A 25526-nucleotide genomic window follows, 5' to 3' on the forward strand; every position below is an offset into this window, starting at 1 on the left:
CGCAGCCGTTTCGGCGGACCGATCAGCCGCGATGGTCGGCGCAGCCGGCCCAATGGCCCTACCGCGAACCACCCAGGGCCAATGCGCTTGCTGGAGACCGAGGCGGTGCTTGGATGAGGGCCGCGTTGCGGCCCATCGCGACTGAAGTCGCTCCCGTTTTTTTGTAGGACGGCTGCTTGCACGAGCTTGAAATGACCGCTGGTCGACAGCAAAGCCTAAGCCCCTAGGCTCCAACATTCACTCCCACAGATGGGGCGCAGCTCAACGGCAGGCAGCGCTGCGCCACGGGCTGCGCCGTCAGCCCTCGCTCAGCAACTGCGCCATTCGCAGCAGTACCGCATGCAACCCGTTGCTGCGCGACGGCGACAGCTGTCGCTCCAGGCCCAGCCGCGTGAACCAGTCCCGCAGATCCAGCGCAGCCAATGCGCTGCCGTCCAGGCCTTGCACCCGCACCAGCAACAATGCCAGCAAGCCGCGCAACAGGCGGGCATCGCTGCTGGCCTGGAACTGCCACTGCGCACCGTTGCGCTGCACCACCAACCAGACCTGGCTTTCACAGCCATGCACGCGGTTGGCCTCGGTTTTCTCGGCCTGCGCCAGGGGCACCAGGCGATCGCCCCATTGCATCAACAGGCGCGCCCGCTGTTCCCAGCCTTGTGCAGCGGCGAAGCTGTCCAGCGCTGCTTGCGCATCGGTCGGCAAGCTCATCGCAACAGCTCCAGCCCTTGATCCAGCGCGTCGAAGAAACGCTGCAGGTCGTCGCTGTCGTTGTACAGCGCCAGCGACACACGGATCGCACCGTTCAGCCCCAGGCTGTTCATCAATGGCATGGCGCAGTGGTGCCCGGCGCGCACGGCGATGCCTTGCTCGGTCAGGACATGGGCGATGTCGGCATTGTGCACGCCCTCGACCACGAAGCTGGCAAGTGCAGCTTGCGGGGCACCCAGCACACGAATGCCCCGACGCTCGTTCAGGCCCTGCAGCAAGCGCTCGTGCAGACGCGCTTCGTGCAGCGCCACGGCGGCGCTGTCCAGCCCGACCAGGTAATCCAGCGTGGCGCCCAGGCCGATCACCCCGGCAATCGGCGGCGTGCCGGCCTCCAGCCCCAGCGGTGCATGACGAAAACTGGCCTGCTGGTACTCGGCCAGGTGCACCATCTCGCCGCCAAATTGCCAGTGCCGCACATGCGCCAGCGCCTGGGCGCGGCCGTACAGCACGCCGACGCCATCGGGGCCATACAGCTTGTGGCTCGACAGTACATAGAAGTCGCAACCCAGTTGCTGCAGGTCCGGCCGGCCATGCACCACGCCCTGGGCCCCGTCGACCACCGTCAGCGCGCCCTGTGCGCGGGCATGGGCCAGCAATGGTCCCAAGGGCTGCCAGGTGCCGAGCACGTTGGACAACTGGCTGACTGCGACCAGTCGCGTGCGCGGGCCGATCAACTGCAGGGCGGCATCGACATCGATCTGGCCCTGTTCAGTGATCGGCAGGATCACCAGTGTCAGGCCTCGGCGTTTGGCCAGTTGCTGCCAGGGCAAGAGATTGGCGTGGTGTTCCAAGGCGCTGACGGCGATCTCGTCGCCCGCCTGAAAGCCATGCTCCAGCCCATAGGCCAGCAGGTTCAAGGCCGAGGTGGCGCCATGGGTGAAGACGATCTGCTGCGCGCTGGCGGCGTTGAGCCAGGCCGCCAGCGCGTCGCGCGTACGCTCGAACGCTTCGGTGGCCAAGGCCCCTGGCAGGTGCTGGGCACGGTGTACGTTAGCCGCACCCTGGCTGTAATAGCTCAGCAGCGCGTCGAGCAGGGCCTGGGGTTTCTGGCTGGTGGCGGCGCTGTCCAGGTAGGTCTGGCGCTGGCCTTGAAGGGTGGCGAGGGCCGGAAAATCGGCGCGCCAGGGGGAGGGTTGCAACATGATCGCGAGGCCTGAAAAGAAAACGGGTCTGGCATTACGCCAGACCCGAGCTTATCACTTCAAACCCGCGGGTTCTCAGTTGTGCGCGTGCAGCGCCTCGTTCAGCTCGATGGCCGACTTGTGGCTCTTGCACTCGACCGCGCCGGTGACCGAGTTGCGACGGAACAGCAGATCAGCCTGGCCGGCCAGGTCACGGGCCTTGACCTCCTTGACCAGCTGGTTCTGCTCATCGAGCAACTGCACCTTGGTGCCGGCGGTGATGTACAGGCCCGCTTCGACGATGCTGCGATCGCCCAGCGGGATGCCGATGCCGGCGTTGGCGCCGATCAGGCAGCCTTCACCCACGGTGATGATGATGTTGCCGCCGCCCGACAACGTGCCCATGGTCGAGCAACCGCCGCCCAGGTCCGAGCCCTTGCCGACGAACACGCCGGCCGAAACGCGGCCTTCGATCATGCCTGGGCCTTCGGTGCCGGCGTTAAAGTTGACGAAGCCCTCGTGCATGATCGTGGTGCCTTCGCCGATGTAAGCGCCCAGGCGCACACGGGCGGTGTCGGCGATACGCACACCGCTCGGCACCACGTAGTCGGTCATTTTCGGGAATTTATCGACCGAGAACACCTCCAGCAGCTCGCCCTTCAGGCGCGCTTCGAGCTGACGCTCGGCCAGCTCGCCCAGGTCGATCACGCCCTGGCTGGTCCAGGCCACGTTCGGCAGCAGCGGGAAGATGCCGGCCAGCGAAACGCCGTGCGGCTTGACCAGGCGGTGCGAGAGCAGGTGCAGCTTCAGGTAGGCCTCAGGGGTGGAGCTCAGCGCGCCGTCTTCGGCCAGCAGGGTCGCGACCAGCGGCTTGTGGCTTTCTGCCAGACGGGTGAGCAGGGCGCCTTGCACGGCGTCGAGCGGCTTGACCGCTTCGGCCAGTTGCGCGGCCTGGCCGGTGCTGAACGTGATCGCCTGGTTACCACCTTGGTAACCGAGGATCGGCGCGATGGCGGCGATCAGCTCGGCGCTGGGGTTGACCAGGGGTTGCGCGTAGAAGACTTCCAGCCAGTTTTCCTGACGGTTCTGGGTGCCGACACCAAAGGCCAGGCTGAACAGGGTAGTGGACATGCAGTTACCTCATGCGAAAAAGGGGTGGAGGGCGGCGGTCAGGCCAGCGCGGCGGCGTAGGTATCAGGCTTGAAACCCACCAGGGTGCGGTCACCCAGGTCAAGCACCGGACGCTTGATCATCGAGGGTTGCGCAAGCATCAGGTCGACGGCCTTGGCCTGATCCAGGTCGGCCTTGCTGGCCTCGTCGAGCTTGCGGAAGGTGGTACCGGCGCGATTGAGCAGCACCTGCCAGCCGTGCTCGTCGCACCAGCGGGTCAGGCGTTCGCGGTCGATGCCTTGGGTTTTGTAGTCGTGGAACTGGTAGTCGAGCGACTGTTGTTCCAGCCAGCTGCGCGCCTTTTTCATGGTGTCGCAAGCTTTGATGCCGTAAAGGGTGTACGCCATTGAATGCTGAGGGCAGTGCCGGCTGGGCCAGCGCCTTCCCACGATCTCCGGGAAAAAAATAGATGGGCGATTATGCGGCAACGGGTCGTTTAGCGCCACGGCTGCGGCGTTTCTGCCAAGGCCGCAGGGTGATCCAGAGGCGCGCTGTGCGGCCGACGCCCAAAGCGCCGTGGCGTAGCGACCGTCGCGCGCAAACAAGCCAGGTTGACGCGCTTGTCGGTGGCTCGGGCCAACGACGGTCAAGGTTTCCTCGGGCCTGCACCGCCGGTGCCGCGCACGGCCAGCAACACGTGACGCCCAAAGCCTTCGCTCGATTGCGCCGCCCGACACCGGCAGACGCAACGAACGGAACTCTGCCCCCGCCGCTGGCCTCCATGTCGCAGACCCGCGCTACGACCTTGGTGCAGCGTGCAAGCCGTTGCGCTGCCCGTACACCGATGGTTTGGCCACCCTTCAACACCCAGCGAACCCGTCCACCCCCCAGCCCAAGGAACCCCGCCCCATGCAGTCCGCCTACACCGTCCTCATCCTGCTGACGCTGGTGAGCCTGTCGAAACTGCTCGGACGCATGATCCCGCTGCCGGTCCCGCTGCCTTTGCTGCAGATCGCAGCGGGCGCGTTGCTGGCCTGGCCCACCCTGGGGCTGCATGTGGCGCTGGACCCCGAGCTGTTTCTGTTCCTGTTCCTGCCGCCGTTGCTGTTCGCCGATGGCTGGCGCATGCCCAAGCGCGAGCTGTGGCGCTTGCGCGGGCCGGTGGTGGGCCTGGCGGTAGGCCTGGTGCTGTTCACCGTGGTCGGCGCCGGCTACTTCATCCACTGGCTGTTGCCGAGCATTGCGCTGCCCGTGGCCTTCGCCCTGGCGGCGGTGCTGTCGCCGACCGACGCCGTGGCGGTCTCGGCCATCACCCAGGACCGCCTGCCCCGGCCCCTGATGCACATGCTCCAGGGCGAGGCGCTGATGAATGACGCCTCGGGCCTGGTCACGTTCAAGTTCGCCCTTGCCGCCGCCATCACCGGGGTCTTCTCGCTGGCCGAGGCCAGCGTCACCTTCGTGCTGGTCGCGCTCGGCGGCTTGGCCGTGGGCGTGGCGTTGAGCTGGCTGGTGGGACGGCTGCGGGCCTGGATGATCGCCCAGGGCTGGGATGATCCGGCCACCCACGTGGTGTTCATGCTGCTGCTGCCCTTCGCTGCTTACGTGCTGGCGGAGCGCCTGGGCGCGTCTGGCATTCTCTCGGCAGTGGCCGCCGGCATGATGCAGAGCTGGCTTGACCTGCTGCCGCGCCAGACCAGCACCCGGTTGCTCAATCGCAGCGTCTGGTCGTTGCTCGAATTTGCCTTCAACGGCCTGATCTTCCTCCTGCTGGGCCTGCAGTTGCCCGACATCGTCAAGGCGGTTGCCAGCCATGAGACGTCGCTGTGGCCGACCCTGGCCTACCGCTGTCTGGACGTACTGGCGATCTTCGTGGTGCTGGTGGTACTGCGGTTCATCTGGGTGCAGAGCGTCTGGCGGGCGATTGGCGCATGGCGGCGCTGGCGTGGCAAGTCGGCGTTGGTGATGGTGCCCAGCGCACGTTCGTGCTGGCTGCTGACATTGGGCGGAGTGCGCGGCGCGGTGACCCTGGCGGGCGTGATGTCGGTGCCGTTGCTGATCGGTGTCGGCCAGGCATTTCCAGAACGCGACCTGCTGATCTTCATCGCCGCCGGAGTGATCTTGCTGTCACTGGTCTGCGCCTGCGTGACCTTGCCCCTGTTGCTGCGCGGTGTCGACAAAAGCCCGGATGAGCGCCTGCATCAGGAAGTCCAGGACGCCTGGCGGCGCACCGCAGAAGCGGCCATTCACGCGCTGGAAGGAGAGGAAGTGGTCGACGCTGCCGCCCCGCAGGACGCCACCCAGGCGACCCTGGCCACCGAACTCAAGGCGCGCTTGATGGCCGAGTACCGCGCCGAGCTGGACCGTTACGAGGACACTGCTGAAGCCCGCGCGGTCGCGCAGCAGATGGACGCTCTGGAGCGCCGTTTGCGCCTGCACGCCCTGCGTGCCCAGCGCCTGGAGCTGTACCGGCTGCTGCGCCAGCGCGAGATCGGCGACGAGGTGGTGCGTCAGGTGCTGGGTGAGCTGGATATGAGCGAGGCCAACCTCGGCCCGATCAAGTAAGGCTGCAGTGTGGATTCGGTACTTCGCGGCAACCGGCTGCAGTCATCAGGCCGCCTGCACGCCCCGCGACAGTGTGGGATCTGTCAGGCGACTCGGGCCTGACAGACGATGCGTTGCGGGCGGCGGTCGGTTCAGCGCTGGGATCGACCCGCAAGGGCTGCACGCCAGCCCAATCGATCAACGGTCTGCTGCACGGCAGCCCAATCAATCGACGGTCTGCTGCACGGCGATCCAATCAATCAGCGGCCCGCTTGGCGGTGCTGTTCCAGAAAGCGGCGAATGCGCTCGGCCGCTTCGATGCACTCGGGAAGCGGCGCAACCAGCGCCATGCGCACCCGGCCGGCACCCGGATTGATGCCGTCTACCTCGCGTGACAGGTACGAGCCCGGCACCACGGTGACGTGCTCGGTGACGAACAGGTCGCGGGTGAAGTCGGCATCGCAACCCGGCACCTTGGCCCACAGGTAGAAGCTGCCATCGGGGCGCTGCACGTCCATCACCGGCTGAAGAATCGCCAGCACCGCATCGTATTTGGCGCGGTACTGATCCCGGTTGGCACGCACGTGCGCCTCGTCCTGCCAGGCGGCGATGCTGGCCAGTTGGGTCTGCACGGGCATGGCGCAGCCGTGGTAGGTGCGGTACAGCAGAAACGGCTTGATGATCTCGGCATCGCCCGCCACGAACCCCGAGCGCAGCCCCGGCAGGTTGGAACGCTTGGACAGGCTGTGGAACACCACGCAGCGCTTGAAATCGCGACGGCCGAGTTCCGCGCAGGCGGTGAGCAGGCCCGGTGGAGGCGCGTCTTCGTCGAAGTAGAGTTCGCTGTAGCACTCGTCCGAGGCAATCACGAAGTCATGCTCGTCCGCCAGGGCGATCAGCTTTTTCAGGGTGTCGAGCGGCACCAGGGCGCCGGTGGGGTTGCCGGGTGAGCAAAGGAAGAGGATCTGGCAGCGCTGCCAGGTCTCGGCCGGCACCGCGTCGAAGTCCGGGTTGAAGCCGTTGTCTTCCAGGCACGGCAGGTAGTGCGGGGTGGCCCCGGCCAGCAAGGCGGCGCCTTCGTAGATCTGGTAGAACGGATTCGGGCTGACCACCAGGCCGTCGGTGTGACGGTCCACCACCGCCTGGGTGAAGGCGAACAGCGCTTCACGGGTGCCATTGACCGGCAGGATGTGCTGATCGGCCTTCAACCAGCCCGCTGGCACCTTGAAGCGACGCTCGCACCACTGGCCGATGGCCTCACGCAGGGCCGGCAGGCCGAGGGTGCTGGGGTACACCGCCAGCTTGTCGAGGTTGTCGGTCAGGGCCTGGGCGACGAACGCCGGCGAGGTGTGCTTGGGCTCGCCGATCGACAGGGCGATGGCGCGCCGGTCAGCAGCCGGCGTGACGCTGCCCAGCAGGGCGCGCAGTTTCTCGAAGGGGTAGGGCTGCAATTGGGTCAAGGCAGGATTCATCGGCGCAAGGTCTCGGCAAAGGTCTCGGCAATCGTTAGATGTTCAGGCGTGTCGGGCTGGCATCGGCAGCCTGACCGACCTGCAACTGTTCGATGATGGCTTCCTGCAAGCGCAGGCACAGTTGCGGGTCGGACAGCGGCTGGTTGTTAGCGTCGGTGACGAAGAACACGTCCTCGACGCGCTCGCCCAGGGTGGCAATCTTGGCGTTCTGCAGCGACAGGTCGAACTTGAGAAAAATCCGCCCCAACCGGGCCAGCAGGCCAGGGCGGTCAGGGGCGGTGATCTCGAGAATCGTCACCGGGCGCTGGGCGTCATTGTGGATGGTCACCTGCGGGGCAAAGGTGAAGTGCTTGAGCTGGCGCGGTACCCGGCGCTGAATGATGGTCGGGTAGTCTTCCGGGTGGCGCAGCGCGTCGGTCAGGCCGTCACGAATCTGCCGCACGCGCTCGGGATTGTCGCCAATCGAGCCGCCGTCGTTGTCCAGTACGATGTAGGTGTCGAGGGTGAACTGGCTGCTCGAGGTGATGATCCGCGCATCATGGATGTTCAGGTTGAGCTGGGCCATGGCCGCCACGGTCACGGCGAAGAAGTCGTGCTGGTCGGGGGCATAGATGAAGATCTGCGTGCCGCCCTCGAATTCGCGCTGCGTGGTTTCCTTGATCAGCACCAGTGGGCCGCCGTCGGCCGGTTGCTGAAGAATGGCGTCGGTGTGCCAGGCGACGTCTGCTGCGGTATGGCGCAGGAAATAGTCATCGCCCAGCTGCGACCACAACTGCTCGACGTCGTCGGAATCGGTGCCCTCGCGGATCAGCGTGTCCAGGGCCGAGACTTGCGTTTGGCGAATCAGCTCTTCGCGGTCCAGCGGGTTTTCCAGGCCGCGGCGCAAGGCCCGTTTGGTTTCGCTGTAGAGCTGGCGCAGCAAGCTTGCCCGCCAGGAGTTCCACAAGCTGGGATTGGTCGCGTTGATATCGGCCACGGTCAGCACGTACAGGTAATCCAGGCGGGTTTCGTCACCCACCAGCAAGGCGAAATCGTGAATGACCTGCGGGTCGGAGAGGTCCTTGCGCTGCGCGGTGGTGGACATCATCAGGTGGTTCTGCACCAGCCAGACGATCAGCCGGGTGTCCCAGGTCGGCAGGTGGTGGCGCTCGCCAAAGGCCTGCGCGTCGATTGCGCCCAGATCGGAATGGTCGCCCTGCCGGCCCTTGCCGATGTCGTGGTACAACCCGGCCAGGTAGATCAGCTCAGGCTTGGGCAGGCGGCCCATGAGCTTGCTGGCCAGCGGGAATTTTTCCGACACCGGCGTGTAGCGCAGCTTGCGCAGGTGCTTGATGAGGTTGAGCGTGTGCGCATCGACGGTATAGATGTGGAACAGGTCATGCTGCATCTGCCCCACGATGAAACCGAACTCGGGCAGGTAGCGGCCGAGAATGCCATAGCGGTTCATGCGCCGCAGGTTGCGGTGGATGCCGACCTCGCACTTGAACAGCTCGATGAACAGGCTGGTGTTGCGTAGATCGCTGCGGAAACTGTCGTCGATCAGGTGGCGGTGCTCGCGCAGCAGGCGCACGGTGTCGGCGCGCACGCCCTTGATCTCCGGGTGCTGGGCCATGAGCACGAAGATCTCCAGCATGGCGAACGGCGTGCGCTTGAAGATGTCGGCGTGGACCGCCTCGATATACCCGTCGTGCAGACGAAAGCGCGAGTTGAGCGGTTGCGTGGTGCCGCTGTCCTCGTCGGCGAGAATCACTTCCTCGAAGTGCTGGATGATCAGGTCGCAGAGCTGGCTGATGCTCATCACCACCCGATAGTACTGCTGCATGAACTGCTCGATGGCACGCTTGGGGTTCTCGTCGGTGTAGCCGAGCAGGGCCGCAACGCTGCGCTGATGATCGAACAGCAAGCGGTCTTCGGCACGCCCGGCAAGCATGTGCAGGGCGTAGCGCACTTTCCACAGGAACGCCTGGGACGAGGCCAGTACAGCGTTCTCGCTTTCCAGCAGGAAGCCTTCGCCTGCCAGGGCGTGAAGGTTGAGCGTTCCGTACTGGCGGCGGGCGACCCACAGCACGGTCTGGATGTCGCGCAGCCCACCCGGCGACCCCTTGACGTTGGGCTCGAGGTTGTATTCGGTGTCGTTGTACTTGTGATGGCGTGCCTGCAGCTCGCCACGCTTGGCCAGGAAGAACGCCTTGCTGGGCCACAGGTGCTCGGTGCTGGTGGCCTCGAGCATGCGCCGGCGCAGCGCCTCGGGGCCGGCAATGGTGCGGCTTTCCATGAGGTTGGTGATGATCGTCAGGTCAGCGCGGGCCTGTTCGGCACACTCCTCGACGCTGCGCACGCTTTGCCCGACTTCCAGGCCGATGTCCCAGAGCAGAGTGAGCAAGCGCTCGATCGATTCACGGTACTGCTCGTGCAGGGCGCCGCCGAGCAGGATCAGCAGGTCGATGTCCGAGTGCGGGTGCAGTTCGCCACGCCCGTAGCCGCCGACGGCGACCAGGGCGATGTTGGCGTCGTCGCCCCACTCGAACTGGTTCCAGGCCTGTTGCAGGATGTTATCGACCAGCCAGGCGCGATCCTCGATCAGCCGGCGGATGTCACGGCCTTCGCGAAAACGCTTGTCCAGCACCTCGCTGGCCTGGCGGATGGCTTTCTTGAAGGCGGCGATGGGGCTCGCCTTGAGCGCCAGTTCCGCCTGGAACTGGCCGCGGTCGAACAGCTCTGGGTCCACCTGGGGCATCGGGTCGCTTTCCTGTGCTATTGAAGGCCTGGCGGTGCTCAGGCGGAGGTGCGGGCGATGGTGTCGTCCTTGCGCAAGGTGAAGATCTCGTAGCCGGTCGCGGTCACCACCAGGGTGTGTTCCCACTGCGCCGAGAGCTTGCGGTCCTTGGTGATCGCCGTCCAGCCGTCGCCCAGTACCTTGGTGTCGGCCTTGCCCTGGTTGATCATCGGCTCGATGGTGAAGGTCATGCCTTCCTTGAGTTCCATGCCGGTGCCCGCCTTGCCGTAGTGGACGATCTGCGGCTCTTCATGGAATACCTTGCCGATGCCATGGCCACAGAAGTCGCGGACCACCGAGAAGCCATTTTTCTCGGCATGCTTCTGGATCACTTCGCCGATGTCGCCTAGGCGGCAGCCCGGCTTGACCAGCTCGATGGCCTTGTACAGGCACTCCTGGGTGACCTGTGACAGGCGTTCGGCCCATGTCGGGACGGTGCCGACGTGGAACATGCGGCTGGTGTCGCCGTGGTAGCCGTTCTTGATCACGGTGACGTCGATGTTCAGCGTGTCACCGTTCTTCAGTGGCTTGTCATTGGGGATGCCATGGCACACCACGTGGTTGATCGACGTGCAGATCGACTTGGGGAAGCCTTTGTAATTGAGCGGTGCCGGGATCGCCTGTTGCTCATTGACGATGTAATCGTGGCAAAGGCGGTTCAGCTCTTCGGTGGAGACACCGGGCTTGACGTGCGGCTCGATCATTTCCAGGACGTCGGCGGCCAGGCGGCCGGCGATGCGCATCATCTCGATGTCTTCTGCGGTCTTGATGGTTACGGTCATTACAGGCTCTCTACGGCGCAGGCTAGGCGCGGGAAACGGAAAACGCGAAATTCTACCAGAGCCTCGGCGCGGTGGCCGGGCAATCGGTGAAACGACGGGTCGGCAGGCGTCATTCTGGGCTCAATGCACAGGCGCTGCAAAAAAGCCTGACGGACGCGTCAGGTCGCAGTTCCGTTTCAGGCGGCTCTGTGGTATAACATGCGCCGCTTTCGGGGACCCCCGGAAGTACTAACCCACACACGTGTCGACACGATGGCCTGGGTGCCCCGAATCCACTGGATTCGCGGGTTGGTCATTGGGATGCGTGGAGGCCCAACCCGACTTACCAAGGAACTATCATGTCCCAAGTCAACATGCGCGATATGCTGAAGGCCGGTGTGCACTTCGGTCACCAGACCCGTTACTGGAACCCGAAAATGGGCAAGTACATTTTCGGTGCGCGCAACAAGATCCACATCATCAACCTGGAAAAAACCCTGCCGATGTTCAACGACGCCCTGGCGTTCGTCGAGCGCCTGTCCCAGGGCAAGAACAAGATCATGTTCGTCGGCACCAAGCGTTCCGCCGGCAAGCTGGTCGCCGAGCAAGCAGCTCGTTGCGGTTCGCCCTACGTTGATCACCGCTGGTTGGGCGGCATGCTGACCAACTACAAAACCATCCGCGCCTCGATCAAGCGCCTGCGCGACCTGGAAACTCAGGCCGAAGACGGCACGTTCACCAAGCTGACCAAGAAAGAAGCGCTGATGCGTTCGCGCGATCTTGAAAAGCTGGACCGCAGCCTGGGTGGTATCAAGGACATGGGCGGTCTGCCTGACGCACTGTTCGTCATCGACGTTGATCACGAGCGCATCGCGATCACCGAAGCCAACAAGCTGGGTATCCCAGTTATCGGCATCGTCGATACCAACAGCAGCCCTGAAGGTGTTGACTACATCATTCCAGGTAACGATGACGCCATCCGCGCCATCGAGCTGTACATGACTTCGATGGCCGACGCTGTCATCCGTGGCCGCAACCATGTTGCTGGCGGCACCGAAGTCTTTGCTGAAGAATCGGCTGCACCTGCTGCTGAGTAAGTGACGCCTGGCGTCTGACTTGGCACGCAAAAAGGGGGCTCTGCCCCCTTTTTGCCACCTTGAAATCCTGCTGTCAGCAACAGCCTCCCATCATGGGAATGCCGAGCCGGCAGAGGATTAGCAGAATTGAACGCCCGTGACGAACGGGTGGAATGGTTGAAAAACTTTCCAAGAGGATTTTGAAATGGCAGCAATTACTGCAGCGTTGGTCAAAGAACTGCGCGAGCGTACCGGCGAAGGCATGATGGATTGCAAGAAAGCCCTGGAAAAGGCTGACGGCGACATCGAAAAAGCCATTGATGACATGCGTGCTTCCGGCGCTATCAAGGCCGCCAAGAAAGCCGGCAACGTCGCTGCCGAAGGCGCTATCGCCGTGAAGACCGACGGCAAGGTCGCGGTCCTGCTGGAAGTCAACTCGCAGACCGACTTCCTCGCGCTGCAAGACGACTTCAAGAACTTTGTCGCTGAGAGCCTCGAAGAAGCCTTCGCTAAAGAGCTGACCGACGCCGCGCCGCTGATCGCTTCGCGCGAAGCAGCCCGTGAAGCGCTGGTTGCCAAGGTTGGCGAAAACGTCAACATCCGTCGCCTGGTGCGCGTTGAAGGTGACGTTGTTGGCGCCTACCTGCACGGCAACAAGATCGGCGTTGCCGTCGTTCTGAAAGGCGGTGACGCGGAGCTGGCGAAGAACATCGCCATGCACGTTGCGGCGTCGAACCCCGAGTTCCTGGATTCGTCGGAAATCTCCGCCGAGGCCATCGAGCGCGAAAAAGCGGTCTTCCTGCAGCTCAATGCCGACAAGATCGCCGGCAAGCCGGAGAACATCGTCGAGAACATGATCAACGGCCGTATCACCAAGTTCAAAGCCGAAGCCACGCTCAAAGAGCAGGCGTTCGTCATGAACCCGGAAATCAAGGTCGGCGAGCTGGCCAAGAAAGCCGGTGCTGAAATCGTTTCCTTCACCTACTTCAAGGTTGGCGAAGGCATCGAGAAGCCAGTCGACAACTTCGCTGAAGAAGTTGCCGCACAGCTGGCTGCTGCCAAGCAGTAAGACAGACTCGTCTGTCGCCCCAAAGAGGCTGCCCGCTCACGCGCGCAGCCTCTTTGTCAAAGCGGGCAGGGGTTTATCCAACTCCGCCACGCTGGCGCCGAAACGGTGCCACGCTACAGTAAGCAGGCTGGCAACAGCCCGCACGAATTCTATAGAACGCCGCAGGAGAGACACGCAATGGCTCAGCAGGTGAGTGGTCGCCAACCTCGCTATAAACGCATTTTGCTCAAACTTAGCGGCGAGGCCCTGATGGGCTCCGAAGACTTCGGCATCGACCCGAAGGTGCTTGATCGCATGGCGCTGGAAGTCGGCCAGCTGGTGGGTATCGGTGTTCAGGTCGGCCTGGTGATTGGCGGCGGCAACCTGTTCCGCGGTGCGGCCCTGAGCGCCGCCGGCATGGACCGGGTTACCGGTGACCACATGGGCATGCTCGCCACGGTCATGAATGCCCTGGCCATGCGCGATGCCCTGGAGCGCTCCAACATCACCGCGCTGGTCATGTCGGCCATTTCCATGACCGGTGTCACTGATCACTACGACCGCCGAAAAGCAATTCGTCACCTGCAATCCGGGGATGTGGTAATTTTCTCCGCCGGTACCGGCAACCCGTTCTTCACCACCGATTCCGCAGCCTGCCTGCGTGGCATCGAAGTCGATGCAGATGTGGTGCTGAAGGCGACCAAGGTCGACGGTGTGTACACCGCTGACCCGTTCAAGGATCCGCATGCCGAGAAGTTCGATTACCTCACTTACGACGAAGTGCTGGATCGCAAGCTCGGGGTGATGGACCTGACCGCAATCTGTCTGTGCCGCGACCACAAGATGCCATTGCGCGTATTCAACATGAACAAGCCTGGCTCCCTGCTCAACATCGTAGTAGGTGGCGCTGAAGGCACCTTGATCGAGGAAGGCCAAGCATGATCAACGAAATCAAGAAAGATACCCAAGAGCGCATGACCAAGTCCCTGGAGTCTCTCCAGCATGCGTTCAGCCGCATCCGTACCGGCCAGGCGCACCCCAGCGTCCTGGAAGGCGTGATGGTGCCGTACTACGGCGCTGACACCCCGATCAAGCAAGTGGCCAACATCACCGTGAAGGATTCGCGCACCCTGCAGGTCGTTGCCTTCGAGCGCAACATGCTCGGCGCGGTGGACAAGGCCATCGGCAGTGCCGGTCTGAACCTGAATCCGACCAACCTGGGCGAGCTGCTGCTGATCACCATGCCTGCCCTGACCGAAGAAACCCGCAAGGGCTTCACCAAGCAGGCGCGTGATGCCGCGGAAGATGGCCGAGTGGCCGTGCGCAACATCCGTCGTGATGCCATGAGTCAGTTGAAAGACCTGGTCAAAGAGAAGGAAATCAGCGAAGACGAAGAGCGTCGCGCTGCTGACGAGATCCAGAAACTGACCGACAAGTTCGTCGCCGAGATCGAAGTTGCTGTGAAGGCCAAGGAAAAGGACCTGATGGCTGTTTAAGGCCGAGGCTCTTCATGGAAAAGACCAAGCTGGCGGCACCGGGAACGGTGCCGCGTCACGTTGCGATCATCATGGACGGCAATAATCGCTGGGCCAAGAAGCGCCTGCTGCCTGGCGTTGCCGGGCACAAGGCGGGCGTCGATGCGGTACGTGCAGTGATCGAAGTCTGCGCCAAGGCCGGGGTCGAAGTGTTGACCCTGTTCGCCTTCTCCAGTGAAAACTGGCAGCGCCCGGCTGATGAAGTCGGTGCCTTGATGGAGCTGTTCTTCTCGGCGTTGCGTCGCGAAGCCCGGCGACTCAACGAGAACAAGATCAGCCTGCGCATCATCGGCGATCGCTCGCGCTTTCATCCCGAATTACAGGCCGCCATGCGCGAAGCCGAAGCGCTGACCGCAGGCAATACCCAGTTCATTCTGCAAGTGGCTGCCAATTATGGCGGCCAGTGGGACATCGCCCAGGCGGCCCAGCGCCTGGCGCGGGAAGTCCAGGCGGGGCACTTGCGGCCCGACGATATCACCCCTGGGTTGCTGCAAACCTGTCTCTCTACCGGCGACCAGCCATTGCCCGACCTGTGCATTCGCACCGGCGGCGAGCACCGCATCAGCAATTTCCTGCTGTGGCAGCTGGCGTACGCCGAGTTGTACTTCTCCGACCTCTTCTGGCCGGACTTCAAACACGAGGCCATGCGCACTGCGCTGGCCGATTTCGCCTCGCGCCAGCGCCGCTTCGGGAAGACCAGCGAGCAGGTAGAGGCTGGAGCCCGTGCTTAATGCTTAAACAACGCATCATGACTGCATTGATACTGCTGCCTGTGGCCCTGTGCGGCTTTTTCCTGCTGGAGGGCGCGGCTTTCGCGTTGTTCATCGGCCTGGTGGTGACGGTGGGCGCCTGGGAGTGGGCGCGTCTGGCCGGTCTGCTGGCTCAGCCATTGCGCCTGGCCTATGCGGCGGTCGTGGCGGGGGCATTGATGGTGCTCTACCTCATGCAGGACCTTGCGCCCTGGGTGCTGGGCGCGTCGGTCATCTGGTGGGCGCTGGCGACCTGGTTGGTGCTGACCTATCCGCGCAGCAGCGAATTGTGGGCCAGTGCGGCCTGCCGCTTGCTGATCGGTCTGCTGGTGCTGTTGCCTGCCTGGCAGGGCCTGCTGCTGCTCAAGCACTGGCCAGAGGGCAATGGCTTGATTCTGGTGGTGATGGTGCTGGTCTGGGCCGCTGACATCGGTGCGTACTTCTCGGGTCGAGCCTTCGGCAAGCGCAAGCTGGCCCCGCACGTCAGCCCGGGCAAGAGCTGGGAAGGTGTCTATGGCGGCCTGGTGGTCAGCCTGCTGATCACCCTGGCAGTGGCGCTGTACCGTGACTGGAGCATCGCCAGCCTGCTGCTCGGTCTGCTTGGCGCTGCGGTCGTGGTGATGGCCTCGGTGATAGGTGATCTCACCGAAAGCATGTTCAAGCGCCGCGAAGGGATCAAGGACAGCAGCAACTTGCTGCCTGGACACGGTGGTGTGCTCGATCGCATCGACAGCCTGACGGCTGCCATCCCGGTGTTTGCCGTCCTGCTCTGGGTGGCTGAATGGGGTGTGATGTGAGTCGCCCACAGCAGATTACCGTGCTGGGTGCGACGGGCTCGATCGGCCTCAGCACGCTGGATGTGATCGCTCGCCATCCCGAGCAGTACCAGGTGTTCGGCCTCAGCGGTCATTCGCGGCTCGATGAGCTACTGGCGCTGTGCCTGCGTCACCGTCCGGCCTATGCCGCGGCGCCCAGCGCGCAAGCGGCGGCCCAGTTGCGCGCTGGCCTGCAGGCGGCCGGTTGCGCGACCGAGGTGCTCGAAGGCGAAGCGGGCCTGGCGCAGATCGCCAGTGCGCCTGAAGTGCACGCGGTGATGGCGGCGATCGTTGGCGCGGCGGGTCTCAAACCGACCCTGGCGGCCGTGGAGGCGGGCAAGAAGGTCTTGCTGGCCAACAAGGAAGCACTGGTGATGTCCGGTGCCTTGTTCATGGACGCCGTGCGCCGCAGTGGTGCAGTGCTGCTACCGATCGACAGCGAGCACAATGCGATTTTTCAGTGCCTGCCCAGTGACTATGCCCGCGGTCTCGGGGCGGTCGGTGTGCGGCGCATTCTGTTGACCGCCTCGGGCGGGCCGTTTCGCGAAACGCCGATCGAACAGTTGGCCGAGGTGACCCCGGCCCAGGCCTGCGCTCATCCCAACTGGTCGATGGGGCGCAAGATTTCTGTCGACTCGGCCAGCATGATGAACAAGGGTCTTGAGCTGATCGAGGCGTGCTGGTTGTTCGATGCCGCGCCGGCCAAGGTCGAGGTTGTGGTGCACCCGCAGAGCGTGATTCATTCCCTGGTGGATTACATCGACGGGTCGGTGCTTGCTCAGCTGGGCAATCCCGACATGCGCACGCCGATTGCCCATGCATTGGCTTGGCCGCAGCGGATCGACTCCGGGGTGGCGCCGTTGGACCTGTTTGCCATCGCCCGTCTGGACTTCCAGGCCCCTGACGAGCAACGCTTCCCGTGCCTGCGTATTGCGCGCGCCGCGGCTGAAGCAGGACGAAGCGCCCCGGCGGTGCTCAATGCCGCCAATGAAGTGGCCGTCGATGCCTTCCTGGCCGGCCGTATTCGCTTCCCCGATATCGCGCGTATGATCGAACAGGTGCTGGATCAGGAGCCTGTGGTGGCGCTCGCATCGCTCGACGCGGTGTTCGCCGTGGATCAGCGTGCCCGGGCACTGGCCCAGCAATGGTTGGCTCGCCATGCCCACTAATCCGATCGCTCTGCCCTGAACCTCTCTCGGAGACGACTATGTCTGCGCTTTACATGATTGTCGGCACGTTGGTGGCGCTCGGTGTGCTGGTCACCTTCCACGAGTTTGGCCATTTCTGGGTGGCGCGCCGCTGCGGCGTGAAAGTGTTGCGGTTTTCGGTAGGTTTCGGCACGCCACTGCTGCGCTGGCATGACCGCCAGGGTACCGAGTTCGTGGTGGCGGCGATTCCGCTGGGCGGCTACGTGAAGATGCTCGATGAGCGCGAAGGCGATGTGCCCGCGAGCATGGCCGAGCAATCCTTCAACCGCAAACCGGTGCTCAAGCGCATTGCGATCGTGGCAGCGGGCCCGATTGCCAACTTCCTGCTCGCGATTGTGTTCTTCTGGTGCGTGGCCATGCTCGGCAGCCAGCAGATCAGACCGGTCATCGGCACTGTCGAGCCCGGCAGCCTGGCAGCCCATGCAGGGCTGAACGTTGGCGAGGAAATCGTCTCCATCGATGGCAAACCGACCAACGGTTGGTCGGCCGTCAATCTGCAGCTGGTCAGGCGCTTGGGCGAAAGCGGCACGCTGCGTGTCGGGGTGCGCAACGAAGGCGCGAGCGTCGAGCAAACCCGCGAGATCAAGCTGGAGCAATGGCTCAAGGGCGCCGAAGAGCCAGACCCCATCCAGTCGCTTGGCTTGCGGCCGTGGCGTCCGGCCCTGGTGCCAGTGCTGGCCGAGCTCGACCCCAAGGGTCCGGCAGCTGCCGCAGGCTTGAAGACCGGCGATCGGTTGGTCGCGCTCGATGGCGTCTCCCTCAACGATTGGCAACAGGTCGTGGAGGCCGTGCGTAGCCGGGCCGACACCCGCGTCCAACTGCGTGTCGAACGCGACGGCGCACTCATCGAACTGCCGGTTGCCTTGGCGCACAAGGGCGAGGGTGCTGCCGCCGGCGGCTATCTGGGCGCCGGGGTGAAGGGTGGCGAATGGCCGGCGAGCATGCTGCGCGAGGTGCGCTACGGCCCGCTGGAGGGGCTGTCCGAAGGGCTTGCTCGCACCTGGAACATGAGCGTGCTGACCCTCGAATCGTTGAAGAAAATGTTGTTCGGGGAGCTCTCGGTAAAAAACTTGAGCGGACCGATAACCATTGCTAAAGTGGCGGGCGCTTCGGCCCAGTCCGGTTTGGGAGACTTCCTTAACTTCCTCGCCTACCTGAGCATAAGCCTAGGGGTTCTGAACCTGCTGCCCATCCCGGTACTGGATGGGGGGCATTTGCTGTTCTACCTGATCGAATGGGTGCGCGGTCGCCCACTGCCGGATCGGGTGCAAGGTTGGGGGGTCCAGATCGGTATCAGTTTGGTCATTGGCGTCATGCTGCTCGCCTTGATCAACGATCTGGGTCGACTTTAACGCTCAAGCTCAATTGCGAACCTGCCGCCTCGTTGTGGCGGGTTGTTTATTGCCAGTTGGAATAAAAGGACTTCATGAAACGTCTGCTGCTAACCACGGTGCTCACTGCACTGATGATCACTGAAGTTCACGCCGAGTCCTTCACCATCTCCGATATCCGTGTCAACGGCCTGCAGCGGGTTTCCGCCGGCAGCGTGTTTGGCGCGTTGCCACTCAATGTCGGAGATCAGGCTGATGACCGGCGTCTGGTCGATTCCACGCGCTCGCTGTTCAAGACGGGCTTCTTCCAGGACATCGAACTGAATCGCGACGGCAATGTCCTGATCATCAACGTGGTCGAGCGCCCGTCGGTCTCGAGCATCGAGATCGAAGGCAACAAGGCCATCAGCACCGAAGACCTGATGAAAGGCCTGAAGCAATCGGGCCTGGCCGAGGGCGAGATCTTCCAGCGCGCCACGCTGGAAGGTGTGCGTAACGAGCTGCAACGCCAGTACGTTGCCCAGGGCCGCTATTCGGCCGTGGTCGATGCCGAGGTGGTGCCCGAGCCGCGCAACCGTGTCGGCCTGAAGATCAAGATCAACGAAGGCACCGTTGCCGCCATTCAGCACATCAACGTGGTGGGCAACACCGTCTTCGACGATGACGAGCTGAACGGCCTGTTCGAGCTCAAGACCAGCAACTGGCTGTCGTTCTTCAAGAACGACGACAAGTACGCCCGCGAAAAACTCTCCGGTGACCTCGAGCGTCTGCGCTCTTACTACCTGGACCGCGGCTACATCAACATGGACATCGCCTCGACCCAGGTGTCCATCACGCCAGACAAGAAACACGTCTATATCACCGTCAACATCAACGAAGGCGAGAAGTACACCGTTCGTGATGTGAAGCTTTCCGGCGATTTGAAAGTCCCTGAAGACCAGATCAAGTCGCTGCTGCTGGTGCAGCCTGGCCAGGTGTTCTCGCGCAAGGTCATGACCGGCACCTCCGAGCTGATCACCCGTCGCCTGGGCAACGAAGGCTACACCTTCGCCAACGTCAACGGCGTGCCGCAGCCGCACGACGAAGACCACACCGTCGACATCATGTTCGTCGTCGACCCGGGCAAGCGTGCCTATGTCAACCGCATCAACTACCGCGGCAACACCAAGACCGAAGACGACGTGCTGCGCCGTGAAATGCGCCAGATGGAAGGTGGCTGGGCGTCGACCTACCTGATTGACCAGTCCAAGACCCGTCTTGAGCGTCTGGGCTTCTTCAAGGACGTCAATGTCGAGACCCCGCCAGTGCCAGGCACTGACGACCAGGTCGATGTCAACTACGCGGTCGAAGAGCAAGCCTCCGGTTCGATCACCGCCAGCGTCGGTTTCGCTCAAAGCGCCGGCCTGATCCTGGGCGGTGCCATCAGCCAGACCAACTTCCTCGGTACCGGTAACAAGGTCTCGGTCGGTCTGACCCGCTCGGAATACCAGACCCGCTACAACTTCGGCTTCGTGAACCCCTACTTCACGCCCGACGGCGTGAGCCTGGGCTACAACGCGTTCTACCGCAGCACCAACTACGATGACCTCGATGTCGACGTGGCAAGCTATGCGGTCGACAGCCTGGGTGCCGGCATCAGCCTGGGTTACCCGATCAGCGAGACCTCGCGCCTGACCTACGGTTTGACCGTGCAGCAGGATGAAATCAAGACGGGTCGTTACACCGTTGATGAGATCTTCGATTTCCTGGACAAGGAAGGTAAGGATTTCACTAACTTCAAGGCTTCGGTGGGCTGGTCTGAATCGACCTTGAACAAAGGCGTACTGGCCACCCGTGGTCACTCGCAGAGCCTGACCCTGGAAAGCACCATTCCGGGCAGCGACCTGTCGTTCTACAAGATCGACTACCGTGGCCAGTTGTTCAAACCTCTGACGCCTGACTACACCTTGCGCCTGCACACCGAACTGGGTTATGGCGACGGTTTCGGCGGGACCTCCGGTCTGCCGTTCTACGAGAACTACTACGCCGGTGGCTTCAACTCGGTGCGTGGCTTCAAAGACAGCAGCCTTGGGCCGCGTAGTACGCCAAGCAGGGACCCAAATGATGGCGGCAGGCCTGGCACTATCAGAGACCCAGACCAAGATCCGTTGCCGTTCGGCGGCAACCTCCTGGTGCAAGGCGGCGTAGAGCTGATGTTCCCGCTGCCCTTCGTCAAGGATCAGCGCTCGCTGCGCACATCGGTCTTCTGGGACGTGGGTAACGTCTTCAACACCGACTGCAAGTCGAAAAGGACTGAGGAAGGCAAGAAAGTCGATTGCGCCGAACTCGGCTTCTCCGACATGGCCAGCTCCGTCGGCCTGGGCGTCACCTGGGTCACCGCGCTCGGTCCGCTGAGCTTCAGCCTGGCGATGCCGATCAAGAAACCTGACGATGCCGACACCCAAGTGTTCCAATTCTCTCTGGGCCAGACCTTCTAAGGTCGGCCCCTGCTCAACGACAACGGTTTATTCAGGAGTGCATCGTGCGTAAGTTGACCCAACTGGCCTTCGTGGCTGCGGCGCTGGTCGCCACCCCGGCTTTCGCCGAAATGAAGATCGCCGTTCTGAACTACCAGATGGCACTGCTCGAATCCGACGCCGCCAAGAAGTATGCCGTTGACACCGAGAAGAAATTTGGCCCGCAGTTCAACAAGCTCAAGAGCCTGGAAAGCAGCGCCAAAGGCATTCAGGACCGCCTGATCAAAGGTGGCGACAAGATGGCTGCCCCTGAGCGCGAGCGCCTGGAGCTCGAGTTCAAGCAAAAGGCCCGTGACTTCCAGTTCCAGTCCAAGGAACTGAACGAAGCCAAAGCCGTCGCCGACCGCGATCTGCTCAAGGTCCTGCGGCCGAAGATGGAAAATGCCATGCAGGAAGTCATCAAGAAAGGTGGCTTTGATCTGGTGCTCGAGCGTGGCGCGGTCATCGATGTCAAACCGCAGTACGACATCACCCGCCAAGTCATCGAGCGCATGAACCAAGCGCGTTGATATGACCCAGACCCTCACGCTCGGCCAGCTGGCCGAAGCGCTGGGAGCCACCTTGAAGGGCTCCGATGCGCTGCCAATCACCGGGCTTGCCACCTTGCAGGAGGCAGGCCCGGAGCAGTTGAGCTTCCTGGCCAACCCGCAGTACCGCAAGTACCTGGACACTACCCAGGCGGGCGCGGTATTGCTCAAGGCTGCGGATGCGCAAGCGTTTTCCGGCAACGCGCTGATCGTTCCTGATCCGTACCTGGCCTACGCGCGCATTTCCCACTTCTTCGATCCAAAGCCCAAGGCTGTGGCGGGTATCCATCCCAGCGCCGTGGTAGCTGACGATGCCCAAGTGGATGCGGCGGCGAGCGTGGGACCGTTTGCGGTGATCGAAAGCGGCGCGCGTATCGCAGCAGGCGTGACCATCGGTGCGCATTGCTTCATCGGTGCGCGTTGCGTGATCGGTGAAGACGGCTGGCTGGCGCCACGGGTGACCCTCTACCACGATGTCACCATTGGCAAGCGTGTGGTCATTCAGTCCGGTGCCGTGATTGGCGGCGAAGGCTTTGGCTTTGCGAACGAGAAGGGCGTTTGGCGCAAAATTGCGCAGATTGGCGGCGTTACCCTGGGCGATGATGTGGAAATCGGCGTCAATACCGCGATCGATCGCGGTGCGTTGTCCGATACCCGTATCGACGAGGGTGCCAAGCTCGACAACCAGATCCAGATCGCCCACAACGTTCATGTCGGTGCACACACCGCCATGGCCGCCTGTGTCGGCATTTCCGGCAGTACTCGCATCGGCAAACATTGCACCATTGCCGGTGGCGTGGGGATGGTCGGGCACATCGATGTCTGCGACAACGTGTTCGTCTCGGGCATGACCATGGTCACCCGTTCGATCACCGAGCCAGGCGGCTATTCGTCGGGTACGGCCATGCAGCCTTTGGCCGATTGGCGCAAGAGTGCCGCGCGAATTCGTCAGCTCGATGACATGGCCAAGCGCTTGCAACAGCTGGAAAAACGTGTCGATACCGTGACCTCAGAGAGTCAGCCGGCATCAGAGGGCTGACAGCAATTTCCTGGCAAGCGTGATTCGTCGCGAGCTGGCTCCTCTTTGGATGGCAAAAGGAGCGTGTGGTCAGCGCCTACGCTCCCTATTCTTATTACAGGCTTCCCCCCGAAATGATGGACATCAACGAGATTCGCGAATACCTGCCTCACCGCTACCCGTTCCTGCTGGTGGATCGGGTGACGGATCTGGACTACGAGGCCCAGAGCATTCGTGCCTACAAGAATGTCAGCATCAACGAGCCGTTCTTCAATGGCCATTTCCCGGCGCACCCCATCATGCCGGGCGTGCTGATCATCGAAGCCATGGCCCAGGCCGCAGGCATCCTCGGATTCAAGATGCTCGACGCCAAACCGGCTGACGGCACCCTGTATTATTTCGTGGGCTCCGACAAGCTGCGTTTCCGTCAGCCGGTCCTGCCGGGTGACCAGCTTGTCCTGGAAGCAACCTTCCTCAGCCGCAAGAGCATGATCTGGAAGTTCGAGTGCCGCGCGCTGGTGGACGGCAAGCCGGTATGCTCGGCGCAAATTACCTGCGCGGAACGCTCCCTGTGAATTCAATCGATCCTCGGGCCATCATCGATCCGTCGGCCAGGTTGGCCGACGGTGTCGAAGTGGGCCCGTGGTCGATCGTTGGCCCCGACGTCGAAATCGGGGAGGGCACTGTCATCGGCCCGCATGTTGTGCTCAAAGGCCCGACCCGCATCGGCAAGCACAACCGCATCTACCAGTTTTCCTCGATCGGTGAAGACACCCCGGACCTCAAGTACCGAGGCGAACCCACGCGTCTGGTGATCGGCGATCACAATGTCATCCGCGAAGGCGTGACCATTCACCGCGGGACCATCCAGGACCGCGCGGAAACCACGGTGGGTGATCACAACCTGATCATGGCCTATGCCCATATCGGGCATGACAGCGTGATCGGCAGCCACTGCATTCTGGTCAACAACACGGCGCTGGCCGGCCATGTGCACGTGGGCGACTGGGCGATCCTCTCCGGTTTCACCTTGGTCCACCAGTACTGCCACATTGGTGCACACGCTTTTTCCGGCATGGGTACGGCCATCGGCAAGGACGTTCCAGCGTTCGTCACGGTGTTCGGCAGCCCCGCCGAGGCGCGCAGCATGAACTTCGAAGGCATGCGCCGTCGGGGCTTCAGCGACGAGGTGATCCACTCACTGCGCCGTGCCTACAAGACCGTCTACCGCCAGGGGCTCACCGTCGAGCACGCGGTGGCCGAGCTGGCCGAACTGGCCGGCAAGCACCCTGAGGTCGAGTTGTTCCGCCAGTCGATCGTGACCTCTGCCCGCGGCATTACCCGCTGACATGGCCCAGCTTTGTGTAGCGCTGGTGGCCGGAGAGGCCAGCGGCGACATTCTCGGTTCGGGCCTGATGCGCGCGCTCAAGCTGCGTCACCCGGACATCCGCTTCATCGGTGTCGGCGGGCCCTTGATGGAAGCCGAGGGCATGCAGTCGTACTTCCCCATGGAGCGCCTTGCAGTCATGGGCCTGGTCGAAGTGCTGGGCCGTCTGCGCGAGCTGCTCAAGCGTCGAAAAGACCTGATTCAGACACTGATCAGCGAAAAGCCTGACGTTTTCATCGGCATCGACGCGCCCGATTTTACCCTCAACATCGAACTGACCCTGCGCCAGACCGGGATCAAGACGGTGCATTACGTCAGCCCGTCCGTCTGGGCCTGGCGGCAAAAACGCGTATTGAAGATCCGTCAGGGCTGCGACCTGATGCTCACTCTGCTGCCGTTCGAGGCCAGGTTCTATGAAGAGCAAGGCGTGCCGGTGCGGTTCGTCGGTCATCCCTTGGCCGACACCATTCCCTTGCAGGCCGATCGCGACGCTGCGCGGCAGGCGCTAGGCCTGGGCAGCGAGCCGGTGGTTGCGCTGATGCCGGGCAGTCGCGGTGGTGAAGTGGGGCGCCTGGGCGCGTTGTTCCTGGACGCTGCCCAGCGCCTGCGCGAGCAGCTGCCGGGTGTGCGCTTTGTGCTGCCGTGTGCCAATGCAACGCGTCGCGCGCAGATCGAGCACATGCTCGAAGGCCGCGACCTGCCGCTTACCCTGCTCGATGGCCAGTCCCACCAAGCCTTGGCGGCCTGCGACGCGGTGCTGATCGCCTCGGGCACGGCCACCCTGGAAGCGCTGCTGTACAAGCGGCCGATGGTGGTGGCCTACCGCTTGGCGCCTTTGACCTACTGGATTCTCAAGCGCATGGTCAAGAGCCCCTACGTGTCGCTGCCCAACTTGCTGGCCCAGCGCATGCTGGTGCCCGAGCTGCTGCAGGAGGCGGCCACCAGCCAGGCGTTGGCGCACACCTTGGCGCCACTGGTGCGCGACGGCTCGGCACAGACCGAGCCCTTTGACCAGATTCACCGAACCCTGCGCCGCGATGCCTCGAACCAGGCGGCAGAGGCCGTGCTGGCGCTGCTGGAGCCGCGCTGATGCAACTGGGCCTGGATTTCACCTTGGTCGAAGAACTGGTCGCCGGCGTCGATGAAGTGGGCCGTGGCCCGCTGTGCGGTGACGTGGTCACTGCGGCGGTGATCCTCGATCCACGGCGTCCGATTCTGGGCCTGAACGACTCGAAGAAGCTCACTCGGGCCCGCCGCGAGGCGCTGTTCGACGAGATCTGCGAAAAAGCCCTGAGTTTCTGCATCGCCCGGGCCGAGGTCGAGGAAATCGACCGGCTGAATATCCTCCACGCCACCTTGCTGGCCATGAAGCGGGCGGTCGAAGGCCTGCATGTCACGCCGAAACTGGCGTTGATCGATGGCAACCGCTGCCCTGTGCTAGCCGTGCCGGCAGCGCCGGTCATCAAGGGTGACGGCAAGGTGCCGGCCATCGCGGCCGCCTCGATCCTGGCCAAGGTCACCCGTGACCGCGAGATGAGCAGCCTTGAAGGTCTTTATCCCGGTTACGGGATCGGCGCACACAAGGGGTATCCGACCCCGGTACACCTCGAAGCCCTTGCCCGCCTGGGGCCAACCCCCATTCATCGGCGCTCCTTCGCGCCAGTGCGAATGGCCTACGAGCGCCACACAAGCGTCCACCACACGCTGCTGTGACGGCCGCCCGCAACACGACCGCGTAGCGCCACGCTCGTCTCCCGGAACGGCATC

Annotated in this window: 23 protein-coding genes; 16 read left to right on the forward strand and 7 right to left on the reverse strand. The window is 63.2% G+C overall.

Annotated elements, in window-relative coordinates:
• Window positions 1–297: 297 nt before the first annotated feature.
• The 4 genes from SJI00_RS00375 to SJI00_RS00390 form a co-directional block, all read right to left on the reverse strand.
• On the reverse strand, window positions 298–708 hold the full coding sequence (locus SJI00_RS00375) for a SufE family protein (protein WP_322459800.1): 411 nt from the start codon (window positions 706–708) through the stop codon (window positions 298–300).
• Window positions 705–1910, reverse strand: coding sequence for an aminotransferase class V-fold PLP-dependent enzyme (locus SJI00_RS00380; protein WP_322459801.1), 1206 nt, complete (start codon window positions 1908–1910; stop codon window positions 705–707). The genes SJI00_RS00375 and SJI00_RS00380 overlap by 4 nt, the downstream gene beginning before the upstream one ends.
• A 75-nt stretch (window positions 1911–1985) precedes the next feature.
• Window positions 1986–3020 (reverse strand): 2,3,4,5-tetrahydropyridine-2,6-dicarboxylate N-succinyltransferase, encoded by a 1035-nt coding sequence (gene dapD / locus SJI00_RS00385; RefSeq protein ID WP_322459802.1) that lies wholly within the window; start codon window positions 3018–3020, stop codon window positions 1986–1988.
• Between the two features lie 38 nt (window positions 3021–3058).
• Window positions 3059–3406 (reverse strand): ArsC family reductase, encoded by a 348-nt coding sequence (locus tag SJI00_RS00390; RefSeq protein ID WP_322459803.1) that lies wholly within the window; start codon window positions 3404–3406, stop codon window positions 3059–3061.
• Between the two features lie 502 nt (window positions 3407–3908).
• Between SJI00_RS00390 and SJI00_RS00395 the strand changes: the two genes are divergently transcribed.
• Window positions 3909–5561 (forward strand): Na+/H+ antiporter, encoded by a 1653-nt coding sequence (locus SJI00_RS00395; protein ID WP_322459804.1) that lies wholly within the window; start codon window positions 3909–3911, stop codon window positions 5559–5561.
• A gap of 239 nt (window positions 5562–5800) precedes the next feature.
• Here SJI00_RS00395 and dapC read toward each other — a convergent pair whose 3' ends face one another.
• From dapC to map, 3 genes are read right to left on the reverse strand one after another with little or no spacing between them, the layout of a single operon-like run.
• On the reverse strand, window positions 5801–7012 hold the full coding sequence (gene dapC / locus SJI00_RS00400) for a succinyldiaminopimelate transaminase (protein WP_322459805.1): 1212 nt from the start codon (window positions 7010–7012) through the stop codon (window positions 5801–5803).
• A gap of 34 nt (window positions 7013–7046) precedes the next feature.
• Window positions 7047–9749, reverse strand: coding sequence for a [protein-PII] uridylyltransferase (locus SJI00_RS00405; protein ID WP_322459806.1), 2703 nt, complete (start codon window positions 9747–9749; stop codon window positions 7047–7049).
• Between the two features lie 38 nt (window positions 9750–9787).
• The gene (gene map, locus SJI00_RS00410; protein WP_322459807.1) at window positions 9788–10570 is read right to left on the reverse strand and encodes a type I methionyl aminopeptidase; all 783 of its coding nucleotides are present in this window, start codon (window positions 10568–10570) and stop codon (window positions 9788–9790) included.
• A gap of 338 nt (window positions 10571–10908) precedes the next feature.
• Between map and rpsB the strand changes: the two genes are divergently transcribed.
• The 15 genes from rpsB (at window position 10909) to rnhB (ending at window position 25472) form a co-directional block, all read left to right on the forward strand.
• Window positions 10909–11646 (forward strand): 30S ribosomal protein S2, encoded by a 738-nt coding sequence (gene rpsB / locus SJI00_RS00415; RefSeq protein WP_322459808.1) that lies wholly within the window; start codon window positions 10909–10911, stop codon window positions 11644–11646.
• 184 nt (window positions 11647–11830) lie between these two features.
• A complete protein-coding gene (tsf, locus tag SJI00_RS00420; protein WP_322459809.1) occupies window positions 11831–12694 on the forward strand; it encodes a translation elongation factor Ts in 864 nt (287 codons plus the stop codon).
• Between the two features lie 177 nt (window positions 12695–12871).
• The gene (gene pyrH, locus SJI00_RS00425; protein WP_312933780.1) at window positions 12872–13615 is read left to right on the forward strand and encodes a UMP kinase; all 744 of its coding nucleotides are present in this window, start codon (window positions 12872–12874) and stop codon (window positions 13613–13615) included.
• Window positions 13612–14169 carry a ribosome recycling factor gene (frr, locus tag SJI00_RS00430; RefSeq protein ID WP_322459810.1) on the forward strand — a complete coding sequence of 186 codons (558 nt, stop codon included), beginning with the start codon at window positions 13612–13614 and terminating at the stop codon, window positions 14167–14169. Before pyrH ends, frr begins: the two co-directional genes overlap by 4 nt.
• Before the next feature lie 14 nt (window positions 14170–14183).
• Window positions 14184–14939: a polyprenyl diphosphate synthase gene (gene uppS / locus SJI00_RS00435; protein WP_322459811.1), complete on the forward strand. Its 756-nt coding sequence runs from the start codon at window positions 14184–14186 to the stop codon at window positions 14937–14939.
• Entirely contained in the window at window positions 14939–15754 is an 816-nt protein-coding gene (locus SJI00_RS00440) for a phosphatidate cytidylyltransferase (protein WP_322459812.1), read from the forward strand. Before uppS ends, SJI00_RS00440 begins: the two co-directional genes overlap by 1 nt.
• Window positions 15751–16941, forward strand: coding sequence for a 1-deoxy-D-xylulose-5-phosphate reductoisomerase (gene ispC / locus SJI00_RS00445; RefSeq protein WP_322459813.1), 1191 nt, complete (start codon window positions 15751–15753; stop codon window positions 16939–16941). Before SJI00_RS00440 ends, ispC begins: the two co-directional genes overlap by 4 nt.
• 38 nt (window positions 16942–16979) lie before the next feature.
• Complete coding sequence (rseP, locus tag SJI00_RS00450; protein ID WP_322459814.1) at window positions 16980–18332, forward strand: RIP metalloprotease RseP; 1353 nt, start codon at window positions 16980–16982, stop codon at window positions 18330–18332.
• 74 nt (window positions 18333–18406) lie between these two features.
• On the forward strand, window positions 18407–20788 hold the full coding sequence (bamA, locus tag SJI00_RS00455) for an outer membrane protein assembly factor BamA (RefSeq protein ID WP_322459815.1): 2382 nt from the start codon (window positions 18407–18409) through the stop codon (window positions 20786–20788).
• Between the two features lie 44 nt (window positions 20789–20832).
• Entirely contained in the window at window positions 20833–21336 is a 504-nt protein-coding gene (locus tag SJI00_RS00460; protein WP_312936386.1) for an OmpH/Skp family outer membrane protein, read from the forward strand.
• A 1-nt stretch (window position 21337) separates the two neighbouring features.
• The gene (gene lpxD / locus SJI00_RS00465) at window positions 21338–22393 is read left to right on the forward strand and encodes a UDP-3-O-(3-hydroxymyristoyl)glucosamine N-acyltransferase (protein ID WP_322459816.1); all 1056 of its coding nucleotides are present in this window, start codon (window positions 21338–21340) and stop codon (window positions 22391–22393) included.
• A 113-nt stretch (window positions 22394–22506) separates the two neighbouring features.
• Window positions 22507–22947, forward strand: a complete 441-nt coding sequence (gene fabZ / locus SJI00_RS00470) for a 3-hydroxyacyl-ACP dehydratase FabZ (protein WP_028696812.1) — start codon at window positions 22507–22509, stop codon at window positions 22945–22947.
• Window positions 22944–23720: an acyl-ACP--UDP-N-acetylglucosamine O-acyltransferase gene (gene lpxA / locus SJI00_RS00475; RefSeq protein WP_322459817.1), complete on the forward strand. Its 777-nt coding sequence runs from the start codon at window positions 22944–22946 to the stop codon at window positions 23718–23720. The genes fabZ and lpxA overlap by 4 nt, the downstream gene beginning before the upstream one ends.
• A gap of 1 nt (window position 23721) precedes the next feature.
• Window positions 23722–24849: a lipid-A-disaccharide synthase gene (lpxB, locus tag SJI00_RS00480; RefSeq protein WP_322459818.1), complete on the forward strand. Its 1128-nt coding sequence runs from the start codon at window positions 23722–23724 to the stop codon at window positions 24847–24849.
• Window positions 24849–25472: a ribonuclease HII gene (rnhB, locus tag SJI00_RS00485; protein ID WP_322459819.1), complete on the forward strand. Its 624-nt coding sequence runs from the start codon at window positions 24849–24851 to the stop codon at window positions 25470–25472. The genes lpxB and rnhB overlap by 1 nt, the downstream gene beginning before the upstream one ends.
• The last annotated feature ends 54 nt before the right edge of the window (window positions 25473–25526 follow it).

Origin of the sequence: Pseudomonas gebzensis, from assembly GCF_034427815.1 — a bacterium.
GTDB lineage: Bacteria > Pseudomonadota > Gammaproteobacteria > Pseudomonadales > Pseudomonadaceae > Aquipseudomonas.